The sequence below is a fragment of the Nocardioides soli genome (genome assembly GCF_014191495.1).
Taxonomy (GTDB): Bacteria; Actinomycetota; Actinomycetes; order Propionibacteriales; family Nocardioidaceae; genus Nocardioides; species Nocardioides soli.
In genome coordinates this window covers 1,044,423-1,064,413 of the sequence record NZ_JACHWR010000001.1, presented here as the reverse complement: position 1 = coordinate 1,064,413, position 19,991 = coordinate 1,044,423, and the positions used below count along the sequence as shown (strand labels likewise).

At 72.2% G+C, this 19,991-nt stretch carries 19 protein-coding genes; 10 read left to right on the top strand and 9 right to left on the bottom strand.

Features of this window, described 5'->3' with window-relative positions:
* Nucleotides 1-139: 139 nt before the first annotated feature.
* From FHU40_RS05525 to FHU40_RS05515, 3 genes are read right to left on the bottom strand one after another with little or no spacing between them, the layout of a single operon-like run.
* Entirely contained in the window at nucleotides 140-1,015 is an 876-nt protein-coding gene (locus FHU40_RS05525; protein ID WP_183591242.1) for a phosphatase PAP2 family protein, read from the bottom strand.
* Nucleotides 1,012-2,430, bottom strand: coding sequence for a hypothetical protein (locus tag FHU40_RS05520; RefSeq protein WP_183591241.1), 1,419 nt, complete (start codon nucleotides 2,428-2,430; stop codon nucleotides 1,012-1,014). The genes FHU40_RS05525 and FHU40_RS05520 overlap by 4 nt, the downstream gene beginning before the upstream one ends.
* Nucleotides 2,427-2,780: a YidH family protein gene (locus FHU40_RS05515; RefSeq protein ID WP_246389951.1), complete on the bottom strand. Its 354-nt coding sequence runs from the start codon at nucleotides 2,778-2,780 to the stop codon at nucleotides 2,427-2,429. The genes FHU40_RS05520 and FHU40_RS05515 overlap by 4 nt, the downstream gene beginning before the upstream one ends.
* 43 nt (nucleotides 2,781-2,823) lie before the next feature.
* Between FHU40_RS05515 and FHU40_RS05510 the strand changes: the two genes are divergently transcribed.
* Entirely contained in the window at nucleotides 2,824-3,657 is an 834-nt protein-coding gene (locus FHU40_RS05510) for a thioesterase family protein (RefSeq protein ID WP_252275121.1), read from the top strand.
* 241 nt (nucleotides 3,658-3,898) lie between these two features.
* On the opposite strand, the gene FHU40_RS05505 is transcribed toward FHU40_RS05510, so the two are convergent.
* On the bottom strand, nucleotides 3,899-4,783 hold the full coding sequence (locus tag FHU40_RS05505) for an SMP-30/gluconolactonase/LRE family protein (RefSeq protein WP_183591238.1): 885 nt from the start codon (nucleotides 4,781-4,783) through the stop codon (nucleotides 3,899-3,901).
* A gap of 23 nt (nucleotides 4,784-4,806) precedes the next feature.
* On the opposite strand from FHU40_RS05505, the gene FHU40_RS05500 reads away from it, so the two are divergent.
* From FHU40_RS05500 to FHU40_RS05480, 5 genes are read left to right on the top strand one after another with little or no spacing between them, the layout of a single operon-like run.
* The gene (locus tag FHU40_RS05500) at nucleotides 4,807-5,205 is read left to right on the top strand and encodes a (deoxy)nucleoside triphosphate pyrophosphohydrolase (protein WP_183591237.1); all 399 of its coding nucleotides are present in this window, start codon (nucleotides 4,807-4,809) and stop codon (nucleotides 5,203-5,205) included.
* Between the two features lie 4 nt (nucleotides 5,206-5,209).
* On the top strand, nucleotides 5,210-5,488 hold the full coding sequence (locus FHU40_RS05495) for a hypothetical protein (RefSeq protein WP_183591236.1): 279 nt from the start codon (nucleotides 5,210-5,212) through the stop codon (nucleotides 5,486-5,488).
* Nucleotides 5,489-5,523: 35 nt separating this feature from the next.
* Complete coding sequence (mshB, locus tag FHU40_RS05490; RefSeq protein WP_183591235.1) at nucleotides 5,524-6,456, top strand: N-acetyl-1-D-myo-inositol-2-amino-2-deoxy-alpha-D-glucopyranoside deacetylase; 933 nt, start codon at nucleotides 5,524-5,526, stop codon at nucleotides 6,454-6,456.
* Nucleotides 6,457-6,462: 6 nt separating this feature from the next.
* Nucleotides 6,463-6,795 (top strand): DUF6113 family protein, encoded by a 333-nt coding sequence (locus FHU40_RS05485; RefSeq protein WP_183591234.1) that lies wholly within the window; start codon nucleotides 6,463-6,465, stop codon nucleotides 6,793-6,795.
* Nucleotides 6,796-6,805: 10 nt separating this feature from the next.
* Nucleotides 6,806-8,545, top strand: coding sequence for a VanW family protein (locus tag FHU40_RS05480; RefSeq protein WP_183591233.1), 1,740 nt, complete (start codon nucleotides 6,806-6,808; stop codon nucleotides 8,543-8,545).
* A 222-nt stretch (nucleotides 8,546-8,767) separates the two neighbouring features.
* Here FHU40_RS05480 and FHU40_RS29335 read toward each other — a convergent pair whose 3' ends face one another.
* Entirely contained in the window at nucleotides 8,768-9,736 is a 969-nt protein-coding gene (locus FHU40_RS29335; RefSeq protein ID WP_183591232.1) for a GNAT family N-acetyltransferase, read from the bottom strand.
* 57 nt (nucleotides 9,737-9,793) lie between these two features.
* Here FHU40_RS29335 and fdxA point away from each other — a divergent pair, with 57 nt between their 5' ends.
* The gene (fdxA, locus tag FHU40_RS05470) at nucleotides 9,794-10,120 is read left to right on the top strand and encodes a ferredoxin (RefSeq protein ID WP_181645430.1); all 327 of its coding nucleotides are present in this window, start codon (nucleotides 9,794-9,796) and stop codon (nucleotides 10,118-10,120) included.
* Between the two features lie 7 nt (nucleotides 10,121-10,127).
* Entirely contained in the window at nucleotides 10,128-11,240 is a 1,113-nt protein-coding gene (gene dapC / locus FHU40_RS05465; protein ID WP_183591231.1) for a succinyldiaminopimelate transaminase, read from the top strand.
* Between the two features lie 13 nt (nucleotides 11,241-11,253).
* Here the strand turns inward: dapC and FHU40_RS05460 are convergent, their stop codons facing one another.
* The 3 genes from FHU40_RS05460 to dapD form a co-directional block, all read right to left on the bottom strand.
* Nucleotides 11,254-12,432, bottom strand: a complete 1,179-nt coding sequence (locus tag FHU40_RS05460; RefSeq protein ID WP_183591230.1) for a cellulase family glycosylhydrolase — start codon at nucleotides 12,430-12,432, stop codon at nucleotides 11,254-11,256.
* A 105-nt stretch (nucleotides 12,433-12,537) separates the two neighbouring features.
* A complete protein-coding gene (locus tag FHU40_RS05455) occupies nucleotides 12,538-13,500 on the bottom strand; it encodes a VldE C-terminal domain-containing protein (RefSeq protein ID WP_183591229.1) in 963 nt (320 codons plus the stop codon).
* An 88-nt stretch (nucleotides 13,501-13,588) separates the two neighbouring features.
* On the bottom strand, nucleotides 13,589-14,572 hold the full coding sequence (dapD, locus tag FHU40_RS05450; protein WP_183591228.1) for a 2,3,4,5-tetrahydropyridine-2,6-dicarboxylate N-succinyltransferase: 984 nt from the start codon (nucleotides 14,570-14,572) through the stop codon (nucleotides 13,589-13,591).
* Nucleotides 14,573-14,658: 86 nt separating this feature from the next.
* Between dapD and FHU40_RS05445 the strand changes: the two genes are divergently transcribed.
* Nucleotides 14,659-15,639, top strand: coding sequence for an ABC transporter substrate-binding protein (locus FHU40_RS05445; protein ID WP_183591227.1), 981 nt, complete (start codon nucleotides 14,659-14,661; stop codon nucleotides 15,637-15,639).
* Between the two features lies 1 nt (nucleotide 15,640).
* Here FHU40_RS05445 and FHU40_RS05440 read toward each other — a convergent pair whose 3' ends face one another.
* Nucleotides 15,641-16,165, bottom strand: coding sequence for a DinB family protein (locus FHU40_RS05440; protein WP_183591226.1), 525 nt, complete (start codon nucleotides 16,163-16,165; stop codon nucleotides 15,641-15,643).
* A gap of 322 nt (nucleotides 16,166-16,487) precedes the next feature.
* On the opposite strand from FHU40_RS05440, the gene ileS reads away from it, so the two are divergent.
* Nucleotides 16,488-19,694, top strand: coding sequence for an isoleucine--tRNA ligase (ileS, locus tag FHU40_RS05435; protein WP_183591225.1), 3,207 nt, complete (start codon nucleotides 16,488-16,490; stop codon nucleotides 19,692-19,694).
* Nucleotides 19,695-19,991: the final 297 nt, after the last annotated feature.

Here is a 19,991-nt window from a genome sequence, read left to right as displayed (position 1 = left end):
CCCGTGGTTGAGCGGGTCTGGGCTCGACGACCGTGCGGGTTTCGGCTGTCAGCAGCCGAAACCCGCACGACACGCCGAGGCACCACGGCGCGTCGCGCGGGTCGTGGCTGTCAGCAGCCGAAACCCCGGTCGGCGCCGGCTACGCCGCGCGGCGTAGCTCCCAGCGACCGACGGCGACCATCACCAGCACCGCCAGGGCCGCACCGGCGATGGTGTCGACGACGTAGTGCTCCGCGAAGTAGACGAGCGCCAGCGACATCGCCAGCGGGTAGAGCAGCACCAGCCACCGCCAGCGGCTCCGGAGCCGGGAGACGAACCAGAACGCGACCAGGAAGGCGATCCCGGCATGCAGCGAGGGCATCGCGGCGACCTTGTTGCCCATGCCCCACATGACCATCGTCTGGCGGTGCAGGTCGATCTCCGACCAGCCGCGGCTGGTGATCCGATGCACCTCGTCGAGGTAGCCGTCCCGTGCGGCCATCCACGGTGGCGCCATCGGGTAGGCGATGTAGATCGTGAGTCCGGCGAGCAGCAGCGTGATGTAGCGCCGCAGCCAGCGCACCCACTCGTCGCGGTTGCGCACCCACAGCACGCCGGCCAGCGTCAGCGCGACCAGGAAGTGCGAGGCGTAGACGCTCGTGAAGGCGACGTCCCACCAGCGCGGTGGGAGCGACTTCAGGCACGGGTCGCCGCACCAGGCGTCCTGCAGCCACACGGTCGGCACGGCGCCGCCGAAGAGCCACTCGTCGAAGCGCACCGGCATGGAGTAGTGGGGTGGGATGCCGATCTCGTCGGCCAGGCCCCGCACCAGCCAGTAGACGACCAGCAGGAGCAGCGGCTTCCACCAGTCCCGCCAGAAGCGCCACGGGTCGCGGTCGGCGTCCTCGATCTGCCAGGCGAGCGTGCCGAGCCAGATCCAGACGATCACGCCCGCGGGGTCGTTGGGGATCCCGACGAGCCAGCACCAGGCCAGGAGGACGACGGCGTACGCCGCCATCGCGGTCCTTCGGGTCACTCGTCGTCCTCGCGGTAGATCGTCCAGTCGCCGGTGGTGGCCTGCAGAGCGTAGTGGTCGGCCAGCACCCGGTCGGCGACGGTGGCGTCGATGCCCCACGATCCGAGTGACCGGCCGGCCACGATGACCCAGGTCGGGCGGTCGTCGCTGCGGAGCAGCGCGGTCAGGTCGGCCAGCTCGGGGTCGTGCACGCGCACCGGGAGGCTCCACAGGTCGGAGTACGGGCTGTGCAGTCCGACCTCCTCGAGGATGTTGGGCGCGCCGAACGCCACCACCGCCGTGTCGCCGCCGGTCACGTGATCGGCGAGCCAGTCGACCGCCGGTCGCTCCGGACGCTCGATCGGCCAGCAGAGCACCCAGACGAGCGCGGCCGCGGTCGACACCGTCATCACGGCGTACGCCGCGGCGAGGGCACGCCGGCCCGGGAGCGGTCGCTGGCACGCGGCGGCCGTCAGCAGCACCAGGCCGGGCACCAGGCCCATCAGGTAGTGCAGCCAGTAGCTGCCGCCGAGCAGCACGACGGCGAGCTCCCAGGCGAGGGTCGCGAGCGCCGGCCAGCGCAGGTCCGGCATCCCCGCCGTCTCGACCGGTCGGCGCAGGCGCCGACCCAGCACGACGCCGAGCACCGGCACCCCCGTTGCGAGCAGCGCCAGGAACAGCCCGCCCAGCCGCCGGGTGGTCGAGTCGGTGGCCGACGCCGCGATGACGGCGGCGGCCTCCTGGCGGAAGACCACCACGGCCTCCCACAGCGCACCGGGGTCGGTGCCGCGGGCCCACGCCGCCCACAGGGCCACGGCGACGGCGGCGACCGCGCCCGCCGCGACGCCGAGCGCCGGGCGCCCCCGGCGCGCGACCAGGACGAGCACGGCGGCGAACACGAAGACGTCCAACAGGCTCTGCTTGACCAGCGCCCCGCCGGCGCCGGCGGCGCCGGCGGCGACGCCCCACCACAGCGCGGCGCGCCCCGACGACACCCCGACGGAACGGAGCGCCGCGGCGATCCCGCCCAGCAGGAACGGCAGGCCGAGCAGCTCGCCGTTGACGACGGTCCCCCCGAAGAGGGGTGTTGTGGTGAGCAGCGCCGCGGTGGCGGCCGCGAGCACCGGAGCCGAGCGGCGGGTGGGCGCTGCGAGCCGGCCGACGACACCACTGAGCAGCACGGTGGCCACGACCGCGAGGACGCCGAGGGCGCGCAGCGCCCAGCCGCCGCCCGCGGCGTCGGCGAGCGCGGCAAGGGCGACCAGCCCGGGTGGCCGGTCGACGAAGTAGTCGCCGTAGAGCGAGGTCCCCGGCGACCACTGGGAGGCGAGCAGCAGCAGGCCACCCTCGTCCGGGGAGAGGGTGCGTCCGGCGAACGGCACGACGCAGAGGCCGGCGCCGACCGCCAGGGCGGCGACCTGCAGGCGGGGGGTCACGCGAGCGCGAACGCCAGGAGGACGGCGCCGACGAGGACGGTCCCGGTGATCAGGATGCCGAGATTGAACGCGGGCAGGGGGGTGCGGGTGCGCATCGACCGCTCGACCCGCGCCCACCGGACCATCGCGAGCACGGTGACCAGCGCACCCAGCAGCACCAGCGCCACGGCGAGCAGGCCGCGGACCCCGTCGTTGTCGGGCAGGCCCAGCGCGTGCAGGGCGACGCCGCCCGCCAGCATCGCCAACGCGGTGCGCACCCAGGCGAGGAAGGTGCGTTCGTTGGCCAGGGTGAACCGCGGGTCGGGCTCCTCCCCGGCGTCGTAGACCCAGTGTGGCCGACGTCGCGTCATGGGCCCCATCCTTCCGTACGACGCGTTGTCTAGGCTCGCGAGCGTGACGTTCGAGTTCGATGCCCATACGGCCGTCCGGTCCGCCGGTGACGATGCGGACGGGAGGTACGCCGCCGATCTCGACCGCGGCTGGGTCGTCGGCGGCGGCGTCAACGGGGGCTACCTGCTCGCGCTGATCGGCACCGCGCTGCGCGAGACCTTCCCGAAGAAGCCGGACCCGCTCGCGGTCTCGGCGTACTACCTCTCGGCTGCGACCCCCGGACCGGCGACCGTGGCCGTCGACGTGCGGCGGGAGGGCGGCACGGTCGCGACCGCGTCGGCCGAGCTGCGCCAGGCGGGAGCGCAGGGCGAGGAGACCCGGATCGCCGCGCTGGCGACGTACGGCGACCTCGACCGGCTCGGCGACGACGTGCGCACGACGGCCGAGGAGCCGGTGCTGCCCCCGCCCGATGCGTGCGTCGCGAACACGTTCGCACCCCAGGAGATCCTCGACCTGGCGCCGATGATGGGCCGCTTCGACATGCGCTTCCACCCCGACCACGTCGGCTGGGCGGTCGGTCAGCCGAGCGGACGGGGCGAGATCGCGGCGTGGTTCCGGCTCGCCGACGGCCGCGAGCCCGACCCGATCTCGCTGCTGATGGTCGTCGACGCGCTGCCGCCGGTGACCTTCGACCTCGGGATGATGGGCTGGGCGCCGACGCTCGAGCTGACCGCCCACGTGCGCGCCAAGCCGGCCCCCGGCTGGCTCAAGGTGCGCCATGCGACCCGCAACCTCGCCGGCGGGATGTTCGAGGAGGACTGCGAGGTCTGGGACTCCGCCGGCCGGCTGGTCGCGCAGAGTCGCCAGCTCGCCCGGCAGCCCCGCCCCGTCGGCTGATCTGTCGTCGCGTCGTGCGTGGCGCCGGGTGGTTTCGAGACGGTTGCTAGCGCAACCTCCTCAACCACCGTCGTCGTACCGCCACGTCGGTGGTGACGGCAGCTTGTCGGCTTGCGGGTTTCGAGGCTCAGGCGTTGGCGCGCCTTCGCACCTCAACCACCGTCGTCGTGCCACGGTGGTTGAGGTGCGAGGGCCGTCAGGCCCGAGCCTCGAAACCACCTCTCCGCCATCGAGAAGTCGGCTACCGTGCGGCCGCCCCACCCGGCACCCGGGCCATCACGATCCAGCGCCGCCACGGGTGCTCGGTGACCGTCCACAGTCGGCCCCGGGCCGGGTCGTAGGCGAGGTCCTCGACCCCCATCGGCAGGGCGAGCCGCCGCTCCCGGAGCGATCCCGCCGCGCCGGTCCACAGCGAGCCCAGGCCCCGGGTGCCGTGCGAGGCCGTCAGGTGCAGCCGATCGCCGGTGCGCACGACGCCCTGGGCGCGGACGACACCGTGCTCGGTGACCTCCGCCGGCCCGCCGTCCGTCGGCAGCGACAGCAGCCGGTGGGGCTGCCCCGCGCCGCCGTACTCACCGGCGAGCAGCCGCGACCCGCCGTCCGGCGCGACGAACGAGAACCGGAAGTCCGCCGACGGCGCCAACCGGTGCCGCGCCGGCAGCAGGTAGCCCTCGCGGGTGCCCACGATGTCGTCGAGGTCGCAGGCCCACAGGCCCGTCCGGGTGGCCGCGACGTACAGGCGGCGGTCGGACCACGCGAGCCCGCCGGCGTGGATGCGCAACGGCTCGTGACCCTCCGGCGTCGGCAGCACGAGCGGCACGTGGCCGTAGCGACGCCGGCGCAGGTCGACGAAGGACACCCGCGAGCCCCCGTCCTTCGCGTACCACGTCACCGCCAGGTAGCGGCCACCGGTCGCGACCGAGACGCCCTGCGGCCACCAGCGCCGGTCCGCCTGGTCGTGCCGGTCCCATGCCCACGCGCGGCGTACGTCGAGGCCGGGTGCCCAGGACCGGTGGAGCCGGCGGTCGAGGCCGGTCAGCACCGGCGTCAGTCCGACCCGTCCGCCGTGCCGCGCGGCGAGCGACCCGATCTCGCCGTCGAGGTCGTCGGTGCGGGTCAGGTGCACGTCGCGAACGGTAGCGTCCGAGCATGACCGCAGTCGTGGGAGCAGCGATCGTCCGAGGCCGACGGGTGCTGGCCGCGCGGCGTACGACGCCGCCCGAGACGGCCGGGCGCTGGGAGTTCCCGGGCGGCAAGGTCGAAGCGGGGGAGAGCCCCGAGGCCGCGGTGGTCCGCGAGATCCGCGAGGAGCTCGGCTGCGCGGTCGCCGTCACCGGCTGGCTGCCCGGCGAGGTCGCGATCGGTGAGCGACACGTGCTGCGGGTGGCACTGGTCTCGACCGCCGCCGACGTCGACCCCGACCCGGTCGAGCACGACGAGATCCGCTGGCTGGCGGCCGGCGAGCTGGAGACGGTCGACTGGCTCGAGCCCGACCGGCCGTTCCTGCCGCACCTGCGTGCGCTCCTGGCCGCCGACGGGAGAGGATGACCGCGTGCGCGGGATCTTCTTCGAGGAGGACGACGCCCGGGCCGTGGTCGCCCGGCTCGTCGCGGCGGGGTACACCGCGACCGCCGAGCGGGAGCGGCTCGCCGGCGAGGACGACGACGAGGACCACCCCTGGGCGGTGCTGACCGACGCGCCGGAGCCCGAGCTCGACCTGCTGGTCGACCAGTTCGACGGCTGGCTGGACGCCGACGAGACCGGGGCGCCCCGTGCGCCGCTCGAGCTGCCGACCGAGCCGCGGAAGATCAAGCGCCCCTCCGGTGGTTAGGGGTGGTGTCCCCACCCCTCCCTAGGATCGATGCCATGAATGACCAGCGCCTCCTCCTCGTGCACGCCCACCCCGACGACGAGTCGATCGGCCAGGGCGCGACGATGGCGAAGTACGTCGCCGAGGGTCGCCAGGTCACCCTGGTGACCTGCACCGCCGGCGAGATGGGCGAGATCCTGGTGCCCGAGCTCGAGCACCTCGCCGCCGACCGCGACGACACGCTCGGCGAGCACCGCCGCGGTGAGCTGGCCGACGCGATGGCCGCGCTGGGGGTCACCGACCACCGCTTCCTCGGGGGCTTCGGCACCTACCGCGACTCCGGCATGGCCTGGCACCCCGACGGCCACGCGATCGGCGACCCCGAGGTGATCGCGAAGCACCCCAATGCCTTCTGGAACGCCGACCTCACCGAGGCGGCCGACCACCTCGTCACGATCGTCCGCGAGGTGCGCCCCCAGGTCCTGGTCACCTACGACGAGTTCGGCGGCTACGGTCACCCCGACCACATCCAGGCCCACCGGGTCGCGATGTACGCCGCGCAGCTGGCCGCGGTGCCGTCGTACCGCAAGGACCTCGGGGAGTCCTGGGACATCCCCAGGATCTACTGGGGCGCGATGTCCGAGAGCCGCCTGCGGGCCGGCCTGCGGGCGCTGCGCGAGGCCGGGGACACCACGACCTTCGAGGGCATGGACCCCGACGGGCCGCTGCCGCGCTTCGCGACCTCCGACGACAACCTGGCGGCCGCGATCGACGCCACGGCGTACCTCGACCAGAAGATGGCCGCGCTGCGCGCCCACGCCACCCAGATCACCACCGACGGCCCGTTCTTCGCGCTGTCCAACAACGTGGGCGCCGAGGCGATGGGCGTCGAGTTCTTCCGGATCGCCAAGGGGGAGCGCGGCGAGCTCGGCCCCCACGGGTTCGAGACCGACCTCTTCGCCGGCCTGAGCGCCCGCCCCACCGACTGACGGTCCGTGAAGCTCCTTGCGGCCGTGGGGCTGCTGTTCCTCGGTGCCGGCACGGGTGTCGCGACGATCGCGGTCCACGACCTCACCTGGGGACTCGCGCTCGCGGTGGCGGCCACCGCGGTGACGGCGTACGCCCTGCCGGCGGGCTGGTGGAGCCGGCTGGCCTTCGCCGTCGGCTGGGTCGCGATGGTGGGCTGGCTGGCGGTGCCCCGGCCCGAGGGCGACTACCTGATCAGCCAGGACTGGCAGGGCTATCTCGTGCTCGGCCTCGGCATGCTGCTGCTCGTGGTGGGCCTCGCCACACTCCCGCGTCCGCGCCGAGCGGCGACCCTTCCGTAGGATCACGCGCGTGAGCAAGCCGAAGACCAACGCCCGCGACTCCGCCGGCGGCAAGGTCGTGCTGCTGGTGCTGGGGGGTCTGTTGCTGCTCGCGGGTGGCGCGTACGCCGCGGCGTACCTCGCGGCCGGCGACAAGGTGCCGCGCGGCACCACCGTCGAGGGCGTCGAGATCGGGGGGATGACCCCCGACGACGCCGAGCAGGCGCTGCGCGACGGCCTCGCCGACCGGGTCGAGCGCCCGGTCCCGGTCAGCGTCGACGGCCGCACGGCGACGCTGAGCCCGACCGAGGCCGGGCTCGAGGTCGACTACGCCGCCACCGTCGCGGAGTCCGGCGGCGGCAAGAGCTGGGCCCCGGGGCGGCTGTGGAACTACTGGACCGGGGGCGGCGAGCAGGGCGTCGAGGTCACGGTCGACGACGCGGCCTTCGAGGCTGCGCTCGACGGACTGGCCGACGAGGTGGGCACCGCGCCGACCGACGGCGCGGTCCGGTTCCGGGGCGGCGAGATCAAGGTCACCGACCCGGCCCCGGGCACCGGCTTCGACGCGGACGAGGCGCGCGCCGGGGTGCTCGCGTCGTACCTCTCCGAGGACGACGAGGTCGTCGAGCTCGACGCGACGGTGGTGCAGCCCGAGATCGACGAGGCCGCGGTCCAAGAGGCGCTGGACACGTTCGCCAACCCGGCGATGTCGGCGCCGGTCACGCTGGTCTTCGGGGACTCACCCGTCCAGCTGCGGCCGCAGCAGTTCTCCGACGCGCTGCGGATGAGGGCCGAGGGCGGCGCGCTGGTGCCCGACCTGAAGACGAAGAGGCTGACCGCGCTGGTCGACGACGGCGTCAGCGCCGACGAGCCGGTCGACGCCACCGTCGAGCTGGTCAACGGCAAGCCGAGGGTGGTGCCGGCGAAGCCGGGGGTCGCCTACGACCCCGACGACGTGGGCAGCGCCTTCCTGCAGCTGGTCACCCGCGAAGGCGACGAGCGGCAGATGGAGGTCGAGGCCACGGTCGTCGAGCCCGAGTTCACGACCGCGGACGCGAAGGCGCTGCGGATCAAGGAGCGGGTCTCGTCGTTCACGACGTACTACCCCTACGCGGAGTACCGCAACGTGAACATCGGCCGCGCCGCCGCGATCGTCGACGGCACCGTGCTCAAGCCGGGCGAGGTGTTCTCCCTCAACGACATCGTCGGCGAGCGCACCCGCGAGAACGGCTTCACCGAGGGCTTCATCATCAGCGACGGGATCTTCAAGGAGGACCTCGGCGGCGGCGTCTCGCAGATGGCCACCACGACCTTCAACGCGATGTTCTTCGCGGGCCTCAAGGACATCGAGCACAAGCCGCACTCCTTCTACATCGACCGCTACCCGGTCGGGCGCGAGGCGACCGTCGCCTGGGGCGCGGTCGACCTGCGCTTCGAGAACGACACGCCGTACGGCGTGCTCGTGCACGCGACGGTGCAGCCGGCCACGTCGTCCTCGCAGGGCGTCGTGACCGTGTCGATGTACTCGACGAAGACCTGGGACATCACGACCAAGACCTCCGACCGGTACAACTACCGGGCCCCCGCGACCCGCACCCTCACCACGCCGGACTGCTATGCCAACACCGGCTACTCCGGCTTCGACGTCGACGTGTGGCGCTACTTCCACGAGCCCGGCAGCGACGAGGTCGCGAAGACCGAGAAGTTCCACACCAGCTACACCCCGTCCGACACGGTGGTCTGCAAGAAGCCGAAGCCGGACGGCGCCTGAGCCGCTCGGGGCCACCCCGGACGTCATACGTTCCGAGCAAGGGGACGCACTGTCCGTATGACGTCCCGGGGTCGGCCTACGGCTCCAGGTGGCGGAAGCCCTGGAGGTGTGGGCGGGGGCTACGTCGCGGTGCCACCACACCTTCGCCGACGGATCGTCGACCTCTCGTCGGTACGCCGCACGCGCGGGCACCCGGATCTCCGCCGGCTCGCGGGAGGTTCGTCAGGCCTCGGGGCGCCGATCCGATGCTACGACGGGCTCCGGCGCCGGCGCGAGGTAGCGGTAGGCGTGATGGGTGACGAAGCCGAGGCCCTCGTAGAGCCCGACCGCCGCCGCATTGTCGCCGAGCACCTGGAGATACGCCGTGGTCGCGCCGCGCTCGGCGCCCCACCCGAGCAGCGCCGCCATCACGGCGAGCGCGAGGCCCCGGCGCCGGTGCGCGGGGTCGACCTCGATGCCGCGGAAGCCCACCCAGTCGTCGGCGTACGCCGCGACGCCTCGGGCGTGGTCGCCGATCCGGGCGATGACCAGGTCCCCGTCCTCGTCGTACTCGGCCGGCGGGCTCGCCGGCGCCCGCCGCGAGCCCAACGCCCGCCGGACCGTGGCGACGCCCGCCATCTGGAAGAGCGTGTCGGCGTCGCCGCTCTCGGCCACCCAGCCGCGCGCGCGGAACGACTCCTCCTCGGCGGAGTCCGGCAGCACCGCGGCGACGGGGCGAGCCCCATGCTGGGCGTAGAACGCGCTCACCCGGTCGTGGGCGTCCTGGACGTTGGCCGGACCGAAGGCGAGCACCGAGTTGGCCCGCCGGGCACCGGACCCGGGCGTGTGCCGCAGCACCCAGTCGCCGAGCGGCTCGGCGTGCATGCCGGGGAAGAGCGCGAAGCCGCGCCGCTGGGCCTGGGCCGGGGCGATCCGGTGCCGGACCGGGGGCCGCGGCGGCACCGGCTTGCCGGACACGATGTCGGCCAGCGCGATCGTCACGGCCGGGCCTTCGGCCGGCTGCACTACGCAGCGGCCGTCACCCCAGGCGAGGCAGATGCCCAGCACGTCGGTGAACGCCGGGCCTCCGCTCGGGCCGGTCTCGCCGCGCACCAGCCTGCGGACCACCACCCGCTGGCCCACGACCTGGGGGCCGAGGCCGTGCTGGCGAAGGTGATGGCTCACATGCTGGGGGTCTGCCGACTCGGACACCCCCGGGATATTAGGCTGTGACAGAGCACCTGCTCTCGTGAGTATCAGGAGGAATCGGTGACCTACGTCATCTCCCAGCCGTGCGTCGACGTCAAGGACCGGGCATGTGTCGACGAGTGCCCCGTCGACTGCATCTACGAGGGCAAGCGGATGCTCTACATCCACCCCGACGAGTGCGTCGACTGCGGTGCCTGTGAGCCGGTCTGCCCGGTCGAGGCGATCTTCTACGAGGACGACACGCCGGAGGAGTGGAAGGGCTACTACGACGCCAACGTCCACTTCTTCGACGACCTCGGCTCCCCGGGCGGCGCGGCCAAGATGGGTGAGATCGACCACGACCACCCGATGATCGCCGAGCTGCCGCCGCAGAACCAGGACCACTGATCTCCCGGTGACCGGTACGGTCTCCGCGCGGCTGCCGGACTTCCCCTGGGACCGCCTGGTCGAGCACCGCGAGCGCGCGGCCGGGCACCCCGACGGGCTGGTCGACCTCTCGATCGGCACGCCGGTCGATCCGACGCCGGCCGTGGTCCAGGACGCGCTGCGCGCCGCCGCCGACTCCCCGGGCTACCCGCTGACGATCGGCATCCCCGCCGTCCGGCAGGCGGCCGCCGACTGGCTGGCGCGCCGGCACGGCGTGACCGGCCTCGGCCTCGACGGCGTGCTGCCGACGATCGGCTCCAAGGAGCTGGTCGCGACGCTGCCCTCCCAACTCGGTGTCGGCTCGGGCGACCTCGTCGTGTGGCCCGAGCTGGCCTACCCGACGTACGAGGTGGGCGCGGCGCTCGCCGGCGCCCGCGGTGTCGCCACCGACTCGCTGGTCTCGCTGGGTCCGCAGGCGCCCGCCCTGCTGTGGCTCAACTCGCCGTCCAACCCGACCGGACGGGTGCTGCCGCCGGAGCACCTCCGGAAGGTCGTCGACTGGTGCCGTGAGCGCGGCACGATCCTGGTCTCCGACGAGTGCTACATCGAGTGCGCCTGGGAGGCGACCCCGACGTCGGTGCTCCATCCCGACGTCTGCGGGGGATCTCACGACGGCATCCTGGCGGTGCACTCGCTCTCGAAGCGCTCCAACCTGGCCGGCTACCGCTGCGCGTTCGTCGCCGGCGACCCGGCGCTGGTCGCCGAGCTGCTCGAGGTGCGCAGGAACCTCGGGCTGATCCTGCCCGGGCCCCAGCAGGCCGCGATGGCTGCGGCGCTGGACGACGACGCCCACGTCGTGGAGCAGCACGCCCGCTACGCCGCCCGCCGCGCCAAGCTGCGCGAGGCGCTGGAGTCGGCCGGCTTCCGGATCGACCACTCCGAGGCGTCGCTCTACCTGTGGGCGAGCCGCGCGCTCGACGGCGGGGACGAGGACTGCTGGTCGACCGTCTCGTGGCTCGCCGAGCGCGGCATCCTGGTCGCCCCCGGCGACTTCTACGGCCGCGCCGGCGGCCGGCACGTGCGAGTGGCCTTCACCGCCACCGACGAGCGGGTCGACGCCGCCGTCGCCCGTTTGACCTGACCCTCGAGCTCATCTAGTCATAGGCCGCCAGCCGGTCCTTGAGCAGTTGCCCGACGGGCTGCGCGGGCCGCCCGTCCGCGGTCAGCAGCGACCACTGGTCCTCGGGGTTGTCCAGCCAGGCCCAGGCGAGGTAGCCGACCTCGTGGGCGTCGGCCCAGTCGATCACCGAGGTGAGGAAGGCCGTGTCGCCGTCCGCCTCGCCGACCTCGCCGATCAGGAGCGGCACGGCGGCGGCCACCGGAGCGAGTTCGTCGTCGAAGCACGCCGCGGTGCTGCAGCGCTTGAAGTCGTAGAGGTGGGCGGACGCGACCAACTGGTCGTCGTCGGGCCGGTGGCTCAGCCAGCCCCTCAGGTCGTTGGCCCAGTCGAGTCCGCCGAGCACGATCGGCTGCCTGGCCCCGGTGCTTCGGATGACCTGGACGGCGCGCGCCATCCCCACCACCGGGTAGGTCTCGCCGCTCAGGGAGGGGTTGCGGTCGGTCTCCATCGGGGCCGCGCAACCGCCGGCCCGCCAGCACTCCCAGGTCAGGTCGAACGCCCACGCACCCCTCGCCTCGTCGTAGCGGGAGTGCGGTTCGTTGAGGACGTCGAACATCACGCCGCGCACGTCCTTGTACTCGCTGGCGACCGAGCGCCAGAAGGTCAGCCCGTCCGCGTCGAGTGCCGCCTGCATGCCGAAGTCGGAGGCCGTCCGCCGCTTGCGGCTGTGCAGGTCCAGGATCGTCACCAGACCGGCGCCGCGGAGGCTGTCGACGAAGGTGCGCACCGCGGCGCGGTAGGCCCAGCGGTTGCGGGTCAGCAGGCCGCCGTTGACCGGTGCGTCCCGGCTGCCGAGCCAGCAGTCGAGGTTGAGCGGGATCCGCACCGTGTTCACGTTCCAGGCGCGCAGCTCGCGGCCGACCTCGATCGCCGACAGCCAGCCGGCGTGCTCCGAGCTGCCCCAGCCCTGGGCGCAGGCGTACTCGAAGCCGGGCACGTTCACGCCACGAGGGACGAACTCCTCGCCGGTCCGGGTGTCGACGAGCCGGTTGCCCTCCACCACGACGTCGGGCGCTCCCGGTCGGGCGAGCGTGGCCCGCAGCGCCGAGAGCGGGCCTCGGGTCGCCGTCGGCGCTCCCTCGATGGCGGCCGCCAGTGCGATGCTCAGCACCACGGTCACGCCGATGAGCGTCATCGTCCTACGACGGCGCACCTGGTCTCCTCTTCCTTCGGTGACGGTCGGACCAAGGAAATACGGACAGGTGATGTCTGGAGAAGGGTCTTTCGACTCCCGTTGCCGCGGGTCGGTCCGGCCGGATCAGCCGTAGACGTCGACGTGCACGTGGTCGCGATGCTCCAGGATCGCCCGATCGCCGGACCGGGCGGGCGGGTCGTAGGCGCGCCAGCCGTCGCCGGACCGGCTGCCGGCGGACCAGATCCGGCCGTCGAAGATCACCGTCTTGATCTGCAGCCGCTCGGCCTGGGCGACCAGGTAGTGCGCGATCGCCCACCCGCGGATCCGGTTCTGCGCGCTGATCGGCCGCACGAAGACGTCGACCGCACGGCCGTCGTAGTGGGCGGATCCCTCCATGTGCCCGGTCGAGACGCCGCCGGGGGCGAAGCCGCCGACCGGCGGGTCGGCGAACACGGCCGCGACCTCGCGGCGGACGAGGTCGGCGCGCCGGGTCAGCCCGGAGGGCCGCAGCTTCGCCGATCCCGCCGTCGGCTCGTCGCCGATCCGGCAGCTGAACGCGTGCGGGGAGTTTCCGGTCAGCGCCGACGCGAGCACCCGGGCGTCGGCCTCGTGGTCGGCGTACGCCTCCGGGAACGCCGAGCGCTGCACGAGCTGGGCGGCCTCGGTCACCCGCATCGACTCGTAGCCGTCGACCTTCACCAGCCCGTCGTAGAAGGCGTTGGCGGAGTAGTAGGGGTCGAGGATCTGGGTGGGACTGCCCCAGCCCTGCGACGGACGCTGCTGGAAGAGGCCGAGCGAGTCGCGGTCCCCGGACTCCAGGTTGTAGAGCTTGGACTCCTGGTACGCCGTCGCCAGGGCGATCGTGGCGGCGCGGGCGGGCATCCCGCGGTCGATCGAGACCGCGGTGATCAGGGCGGCGTTCTCGGCCTGCTCCGGGTCGATCGTGACCGTGCGGCCGCCGACGGTGGCCGTGCACTGATCGGGCTGGAACAGCGGCGTCACCTGCTGCACGACGGCATAGCCGACCGCCGCGGCGACGCCGACACCGGCGAGGCCGAGCAGGGCCAAGCCCGTGCGCATTCTCATGGAGCCAGTGTGCGGTCGCGGGCCAAGGATCCCGGCCGGGACACGGGCCCGGACGCCGCGGTGCCGGGCGTCCGGGCGATCCGGGGAGTCAGTTGGCGTGCAGCGCGGCGTTGAGCGCGATCCCGCCGCTCTTCCACGGCACCGCCTCGACGGCGCCCGTCACGGAGTTGCGGCGGAAGAGGACGTTGTCGGCGCCTGAGAGCTCGAGGGCCTTGACCACCCGCGGCTTGCCGTCCATGTCCTTGATCGTGACCTTGGTGCCGGCCGTGACGTAGCAGCCCGCCTCGACCACGCAGTCGTCGCCGAGCGAGATGCCGAGGCCCGCGTTGGCGCCGAGCAGGCACCGCTGGCCGATCGAGATGACCTGCGTCCCGCCCCCCGAGAGCGTGCCCATGATCGACGCGCCGCCGCCGACGTCGGAGCCGTCGCCGACGACGACACCGGCCGAGATCCGGCCCTCCACCATCGAGGCGCCGAGGGTGCCGGCGTTGTAGTTGACGAAGCCCTCGTGCATCACCGTGGTGCCCTCGGCGAGGTGGGCGCCGAGGCGGACCCGGTCGGCGTCGGCGATCCGCACCCCGGACGGCAGCACGTAGTCGACCATGCGCGGGAACTTGTCCACCCCGTGCACGGTCAGGTGTCGGCCGTTGGCCCGGAGTCGGGCCCGGGTGAGCTCGAAGCCCTCGACCGGGCACGCCCCGGCGCTGGTCCAGACCACGTTGGTGAGCAGGCCGAAGATGCCGTCGAGGTTGACCGAGTGGGGCGTGACCAGCCGCGCGGAGAGCAGGTGCAGCCGGAGCCAGACGTCCTCGGTGCTGGTCGGCCCGGACTGGAGGTCGGCCACCTCGACGAGCAGCACGTCGCGGGTGACGCCGCGGTCGGTGTCGGTGCCCTGGAGCGCGCTCAGCTCCGCGGGCGGCACCGCGTCGGCCGGCTTCGCGCCCAGTGCGGGCGCGGGGAACCAGACGTCGAGAACGGTGCCGGCGGCGTCGATGGTGGCGAGGCCGAAGCCCCACGCGGTTGAGGGAGCGGCCGAGGCGGTGGGCGAGGCAGTCGTCGGAGTCGCGGTCACGGGAGCCAACCCTAGGGTCGCCGCTGGACGCCCGGTTCCCCGGGCCGAGGCGCGAGCCAGAATGAGTTAGGTTAGCCTAACCTTTCATGAACCGACGTCTCGCGCCCCTCGCCTCGCTGCTGATCCTTCCGTTCGCGCTCGTCGCCTGCGGCTCCGACGCCGAGCAGGGGGGAGCGGGCGGGGCCGCCGGCGGCACCGCCGGTACGCCGCGCGAGCCGGTCGTGGTCGAGCACGTCTACGGCTCGACCGCGGTGGACGGCGTACCGGAGCGGATCGTGACCATCGACGTGCAGTGGACCGACACCATGCTCGCGATGGGGGTCGAGCCGGTCGGCTACAGCCTCGACAGCTACATGCCCGACTCCACGGTGCCCTGGCAGGAGCTCCCCGAGGGCGCCGAGGCGTTCGAGGTGACCGACGGCGTGCCGATCGAGACGATCGCCGCGCTGGAGCCGGACCTGATCGTCGGCTCGTTCTCCATCGCCGACAAGCGCACCTACCAGCTCCTCTCAGCGATCGCGCCGACGATCCCGAACCTCGACGAGGCGCAGGTCCAGCCGTGGCAGGACCTGGTGACGCTGGCGGGGGAGGTCCTGCACCGCCCGGACGACGCCGTCTCGGTGATCAGCGGCGTCGACGGCGAGGTCGCCCGGACGGCCGCGGACCTGCCGGGGCTCGCCGGCCGGACGTTCGCCCTGGCGCAGTACGTCGTCGGCGACTCGCTCTACATCGTCGCGGACGAGAACGACGGCTCCAGCGTGCTCTTCCAGCAGCTCGGCATGACCATGGAGCCGGGTGTCCACGCGCAGGGCGAGAAGACCGGGGACTCCCGGATCCAGGTGAGCACCGAGCGATCCGACCTGTTGCGAGCCGACCTGCTCGCGTTCCTGATCAACGGCGGCGACGAGAGCGACCTCGCCGACATCGCGGGCTTCGACCGGCTCCCGGGCACCGTCGCCGTGCTCGACTACCCGACGATCGTGGGCCTCAACACGCCGACGCCGCTCTCGATCCCCCACTCGCTCGACCGGCTGCGCCCCTACCTGGAGAAGGCGGCCGCGTCCTGAGTCACTGGCCGGTGCGCCCGTCGATGCACTCGCGGAGCAGGTCCGCGTGCCCGCAGTGCCGGGCGTACTCCTCGACCAGGTGCACCGCGATGTCGCGCACCTCGGTGAGCTCGTCGTGCACCGGCACCTCGCGGCCCCAGTCCTCCTCCGCGGCCAGCCAGGCGTCCGCGTCGGCCACCTCGCGGCGCCACGACTCCCACGCCTCGGCGACGACGGCGTCGTCCGCCACGGCCTCGTCGAAGTCGACGTCGGGCCGGTCGTCGGACCAGTAGAGCCGCGGCAGGCCCATGTTCTCCTGCAGCACCCGCCGGTTCCAGCTGTGCTCCACCTTCGCGAGGTGCCGGATCAGCCCGAGCAGCGACAGCGTCGACGGGGGTACGGCGCGCCGGGCGAGCTGCTCGGCGTCCAGTCCCTCGCACTTCATCTCGAACGTGATGCGGTAGTTGCGCAGGTAGGTGAGCACGGTGTCCCGCTCGCCATGGGTCGATCGGTAGTCGCGACGGTCGATGCGCTGGTGGTCGGTCATGATCCCCACTCGATCACCCCCGCCGTCATCCGGCAATCCGATTGGCGGGGCGCCGAGCCCACGCCGTACGCTTGCCGGACAGGCGTCCGAGCCGTCATCAGCGGCGAGCCTCCGGAAGAACAGCGGTCATCGCTCCTGGCTCTTAATCAGCGGGTTCGGTGTCAGCCCACTAGAACCGGACGGGTAGGCCCGTCACAGCCGTGAACGAAGCGGCCGTCACCCCGCAGCACGCGGGGAGGCGGCAAGCGAGGTGGTACCGCGGTCGTCAGATCGTCCTCGTGGCACAGCCCCGAGTTGACCGACACCGCAGGAGAAGCCGCCCATGACCTACCCGAAGGTCTCATCGGACGAGTCGAGCGCCGTCCCGTCGAGCCCGAGGTTCCCCGAGATCGAGGAGCGGATCCTTGCCTACTGGGAGGCCGACGGCACCTTCCAGGCGAGCGTCGACCAGCGCGACGCGGGCGAGAACGGCGGCAACGAGTTCGTCTTCTACGACGGGCCGCCGTTCGCCAACGGGCTTCCGCACTACGGCCACCTCCTCACCGGCTACGTCAAGGACCTGATCCCGCGCTACCAGACGATGCGCGGCAAGCGGGTCGAGCGGCGCTTCGGCTGGGACACCCATGGCCTGCCCGCCGAGCTCGAGGCGATGCGCCTCAACGGCATCAAGACCACCGACGAGATCCTCGAGCTGGGCATCGAGAAGTTCAACGAGGCCTGCCGGGCCTCGGTGATGAAGTACACCGGGGAGTGGCGCGAGTACGTCACCCGCCAGGCGCGCTGGGTCGACTTCGACAACGACTACCGCACCATGAACGCCGACTACATGGAGTCGGTGATCTGGGCCTTCAAGCAGCTCCACGACAAGGGCTGGGTCTACGAGGGCTTCCGCGTGCTGCCCTACTGCTGGAACGACGAGACGCCGCTGTCCAACCACGAGCTGCGGATGGACGACGACGTCTACCAGATGCGGCAGGACCCCGCGGTCACGGTCGGGTACGACGTCACCACGGAGGGCCCGTTCCAGGGCGTGAAGCTGCTCGTCTGGACGACCACCCCGTGGACGCTGCCGAGCAACCTCGCGGTGATGGTCGGCGACGACATCGACTACGTCGTCATCGATGTCGAGGGCACTCGCTACCTCCTCGCCGAGGCGCGCCTCGCGTCGTACGCCCGCGAGCTGGGCGACGAGCCGACCGTCACCTGGCGTGGCCGGGGCTCGGAGCTGGTCGGGCTGACCTACGACCCGCCGTTCTCCTACTACCGCGGCCACGAGCGTGCCTTCCGGGTGGTGCCGGCCGAGTTCGTGACGACCACCGACGGTACGGGTCTCGTGCACACCGCCGGCGCCTTCGGTGAGGACGACAAGGTCGTCACCGACCGCGAGGGCATCGAGGCGGTGATGCCGGTCGGCAAGGACGGCCGCTTCACGTTCCCCGTCGTCGACTACGAGGGCCTGCAGGTCTTCGACGCCAACCTCCAGATCATCGACCACCTCAAGAACGGTGGTGGCTCGGTCACCGAGGGCACGGTGCTGCTGCGTCGCGAGACCTACGACCACAGCTACCCGCACTGCTGGCGCTGCCGCGAGCCCCTGATCTACAAGGGCGTCTCGTCGTGGTTCGTCGAGGTGACCGCGTTCAAGCAGCGGATGCTCGAGCTCAACCAGCAGATCAATTGGGTGCCCGAGCACATCAAGGACGGCCAGTTCGGCAAGTGGCTCGAGAACGCACGCGACTGGTCGATCACCCGCAACCGCTTCTGGGGCTCCCCGGTGCCGGTGTGGAAGAGCGACGACCCGGCGTACCCCCGCCTCGACGTCTACGGCTCCTTCGAGGAGATCGAGCGCGACTTCGGCCGGCTGCCGCGCGACCGCGACGGTCAGCCCGACCTGCACCGCCCGTACGTCGACGACCTGGTGCGCCCGAACCCCGACGACCCCACGGGGCAGTCGATGATGCGCCGCGTCCCCGACGTCCTGGACGTGTGGTTCGACTCCGGGTCGATGTCGTTCGCCCAGGTGCACGTGCCGTTCGAGAACGAGGAGTGGTTCACCCACCACTTCCCGGCCGACTTCATCGTCGAGTACATCGGGCAGACCCGCGGCTGGTTCTACACGCTGCACATCCTGGCCAGCGGGATCTTTGACAAGCCGGCGTTCGAGAACTGCATCAGCCACGGCATCGTGCTCGGCTCCGACGGCAACAAGATGTCGAAGTCGCTGCGCAACTACCCCGACGTGCGCGAGGTCTTCGACCGCGACGGCGCCGACGCGATGCGCTGGTTCCTGATGTCGTCGCCGATCCTGCGCGGCGGCAACCTGGTCGTCACCGAGCAGGGCATCCGCGACTCGGTGCGCCAGGTGCTGATCCCGCTCTGGAACAGCTGGTACTTCTTCCAGCTCTACGCCAACGCCTCCTCCTACGACGCGAAGCGATCCACGGAGTCGACCGATCCGTTGGACCGCTACCTGCTCGCGAAGTGCCGCGACTTCACGGCCGAGATGACCGAGGCGCTCGACGCGTACGCCGTGGCGGACGCCTGTGACGCCACCCGGTCGTTCCTCGACGTGCTGACGAACTGGTACATCCGGCGCTCCCGCGACCGCTTCTGGGGCGACAACCCGGCGGCGTTCGACACCCTCTACACGGTGCTCGAGACCGTCTGCCGGGCGACCGCTCCGCTGCTGCCGCTGACGACCGAGGAGGTCTGGCGCGGCCTGACCGGTGGCCGCTCGGTGCACCTGGCCGACTGGCCGCTGGCCGACGAGCTGCCGGCCGGTCCCGAGGACAGGGCGCTGGTCGCCGCGATGGACACGGTCCGCGAGGTCTGCTCGGCGGCCTCCGCGCTCCGCAAGGCCCGCAACCTGCGCAACCGCCTGCCACTCGGCTCGCTGACCGTGGTCGTCACCGACCCGGCCGCACTGGAGGGCTTCGAGGCGATCGTCCGCGACGAGGTCAACGTCAAGGCCGTGCGGCTGCTCGCCGTGGAGTCCGACGAGGCGGCGTCGTACGGCGTCGAGCAGAAGCTCACCGTCAACGCCCGCGCGGCCGGCCCGAGGCTCGGCAAGGACGTGCAGGCGGCGATCAAGGGCTCGAAGTCCGGCGACTGGTCGGTCGCCGACGACGGCACCGTCACCGCCGGCGGGCTGGTGCTCCAGGAGGGCGAGTACACCCTGGAGACCGTCGCCGGTGCCACCGACGAGGGCTCGGCGACGGGCGTGCTGCGCAGCGGCGGGTTCGTCGTGCTCGACACCGAGGTCACCCCGGAGCTCGCCGAGGAGGGCCTGGCCCGCGACCTGGTGCGCGCCATCCAGCAGGCCCGTCGCGACGCGGGCCTGGAGGTCTCCGACCGGATCGCGCTCACCATCGGCGGCGGCGCGGCCGTGCAGGCCGCCGCCCGCGCCCACGAGCAGCTGATCGCCGCGGAGACCCTCGCGACGTCGTACGCCGTGGTCGACGCGGCCGACGGCGCCGAGGTCACCGTCGGCGACGGCGAGAAGGCCACCGTGAGCGTCGTCAAGGCGTAGCCAAGGAACCAAGTCGTCCAGCGGGAGGACACCGCCGTCAAGTGGATCCAACGGAAGACCGAAGCACACTCTACGTTCTCGTGAACTGAGATCTTGTGTCCTGCATGACAAGTACAGCCAGATAGTTCCGGCCGGATTCGCATACCGGCTACACGATCATCCTCTTGGAGCGTGTCATAGACGGCCATGGAGACTGTGATGGATGTCGTGGTTAACGAGGCTCGCCTGAACCGGACCGTCCTGCTGACCGCGCGGGAGTCGGACGGATCGACAGAGACACGGGAGGTCGAGCCGTAC

What these genes read in the sequence shown, in the direction of transcription:
- FHU40_RS05515 (WP_246389951.1), bottom strand. Translation starts at nt 2,780, where the DNA reads ATGACGCGACGTCGGCCACACTGGGTCTACGACGCCGGGGAGGAGCCC.
- FHU40_RS05500 (WP_183591237.1), top strand. Translation starts at nt 4,807, where the DNA reads ATGACCGCAGTCGTGGGAGCAGCGATCGTCCGAGGCCGACGGGTGCTG.
- mshB (WP_183591235.1), top strand. Translation starts at nt 5,524, where the DNA reads ATGAATGACCAGCGCCTCCTCCTCGTGCACGCCCACCCCGACGACGAG.
- FHU40_RS05455 (WP_183591229.1), bottom strand. Translation starts at nt 13,500, where the DNA reads ATGAGAATGCGCACGGGCTTGGCCCTGCTCGGCCTCGCCGGTGTCGGC.
- FHU40_RS05445 (WP_183591227.1), top strand. Translation starts at nt 14,659, where the DNA reads ATGAACCGACGTCTCGCGCCCCTCGCCTCGCTGCTGATCCTTCCGTTC.
- FHU40_RS05440 (WP_183591226.1), bottom strand. Translation starts at nt 16,165, where the DNA reads ATGACCGACCACCAGCGCATCGACCGTCGCGACTACCGATCGACCCAT.
- ileS (WP_183591225.1), top strand. Translation starts at nt 16,488, where the DNA reads ATGACCTACCCGAAGGTCTCATCGGACGAGTCGAGCGCCGTCCCGTCG.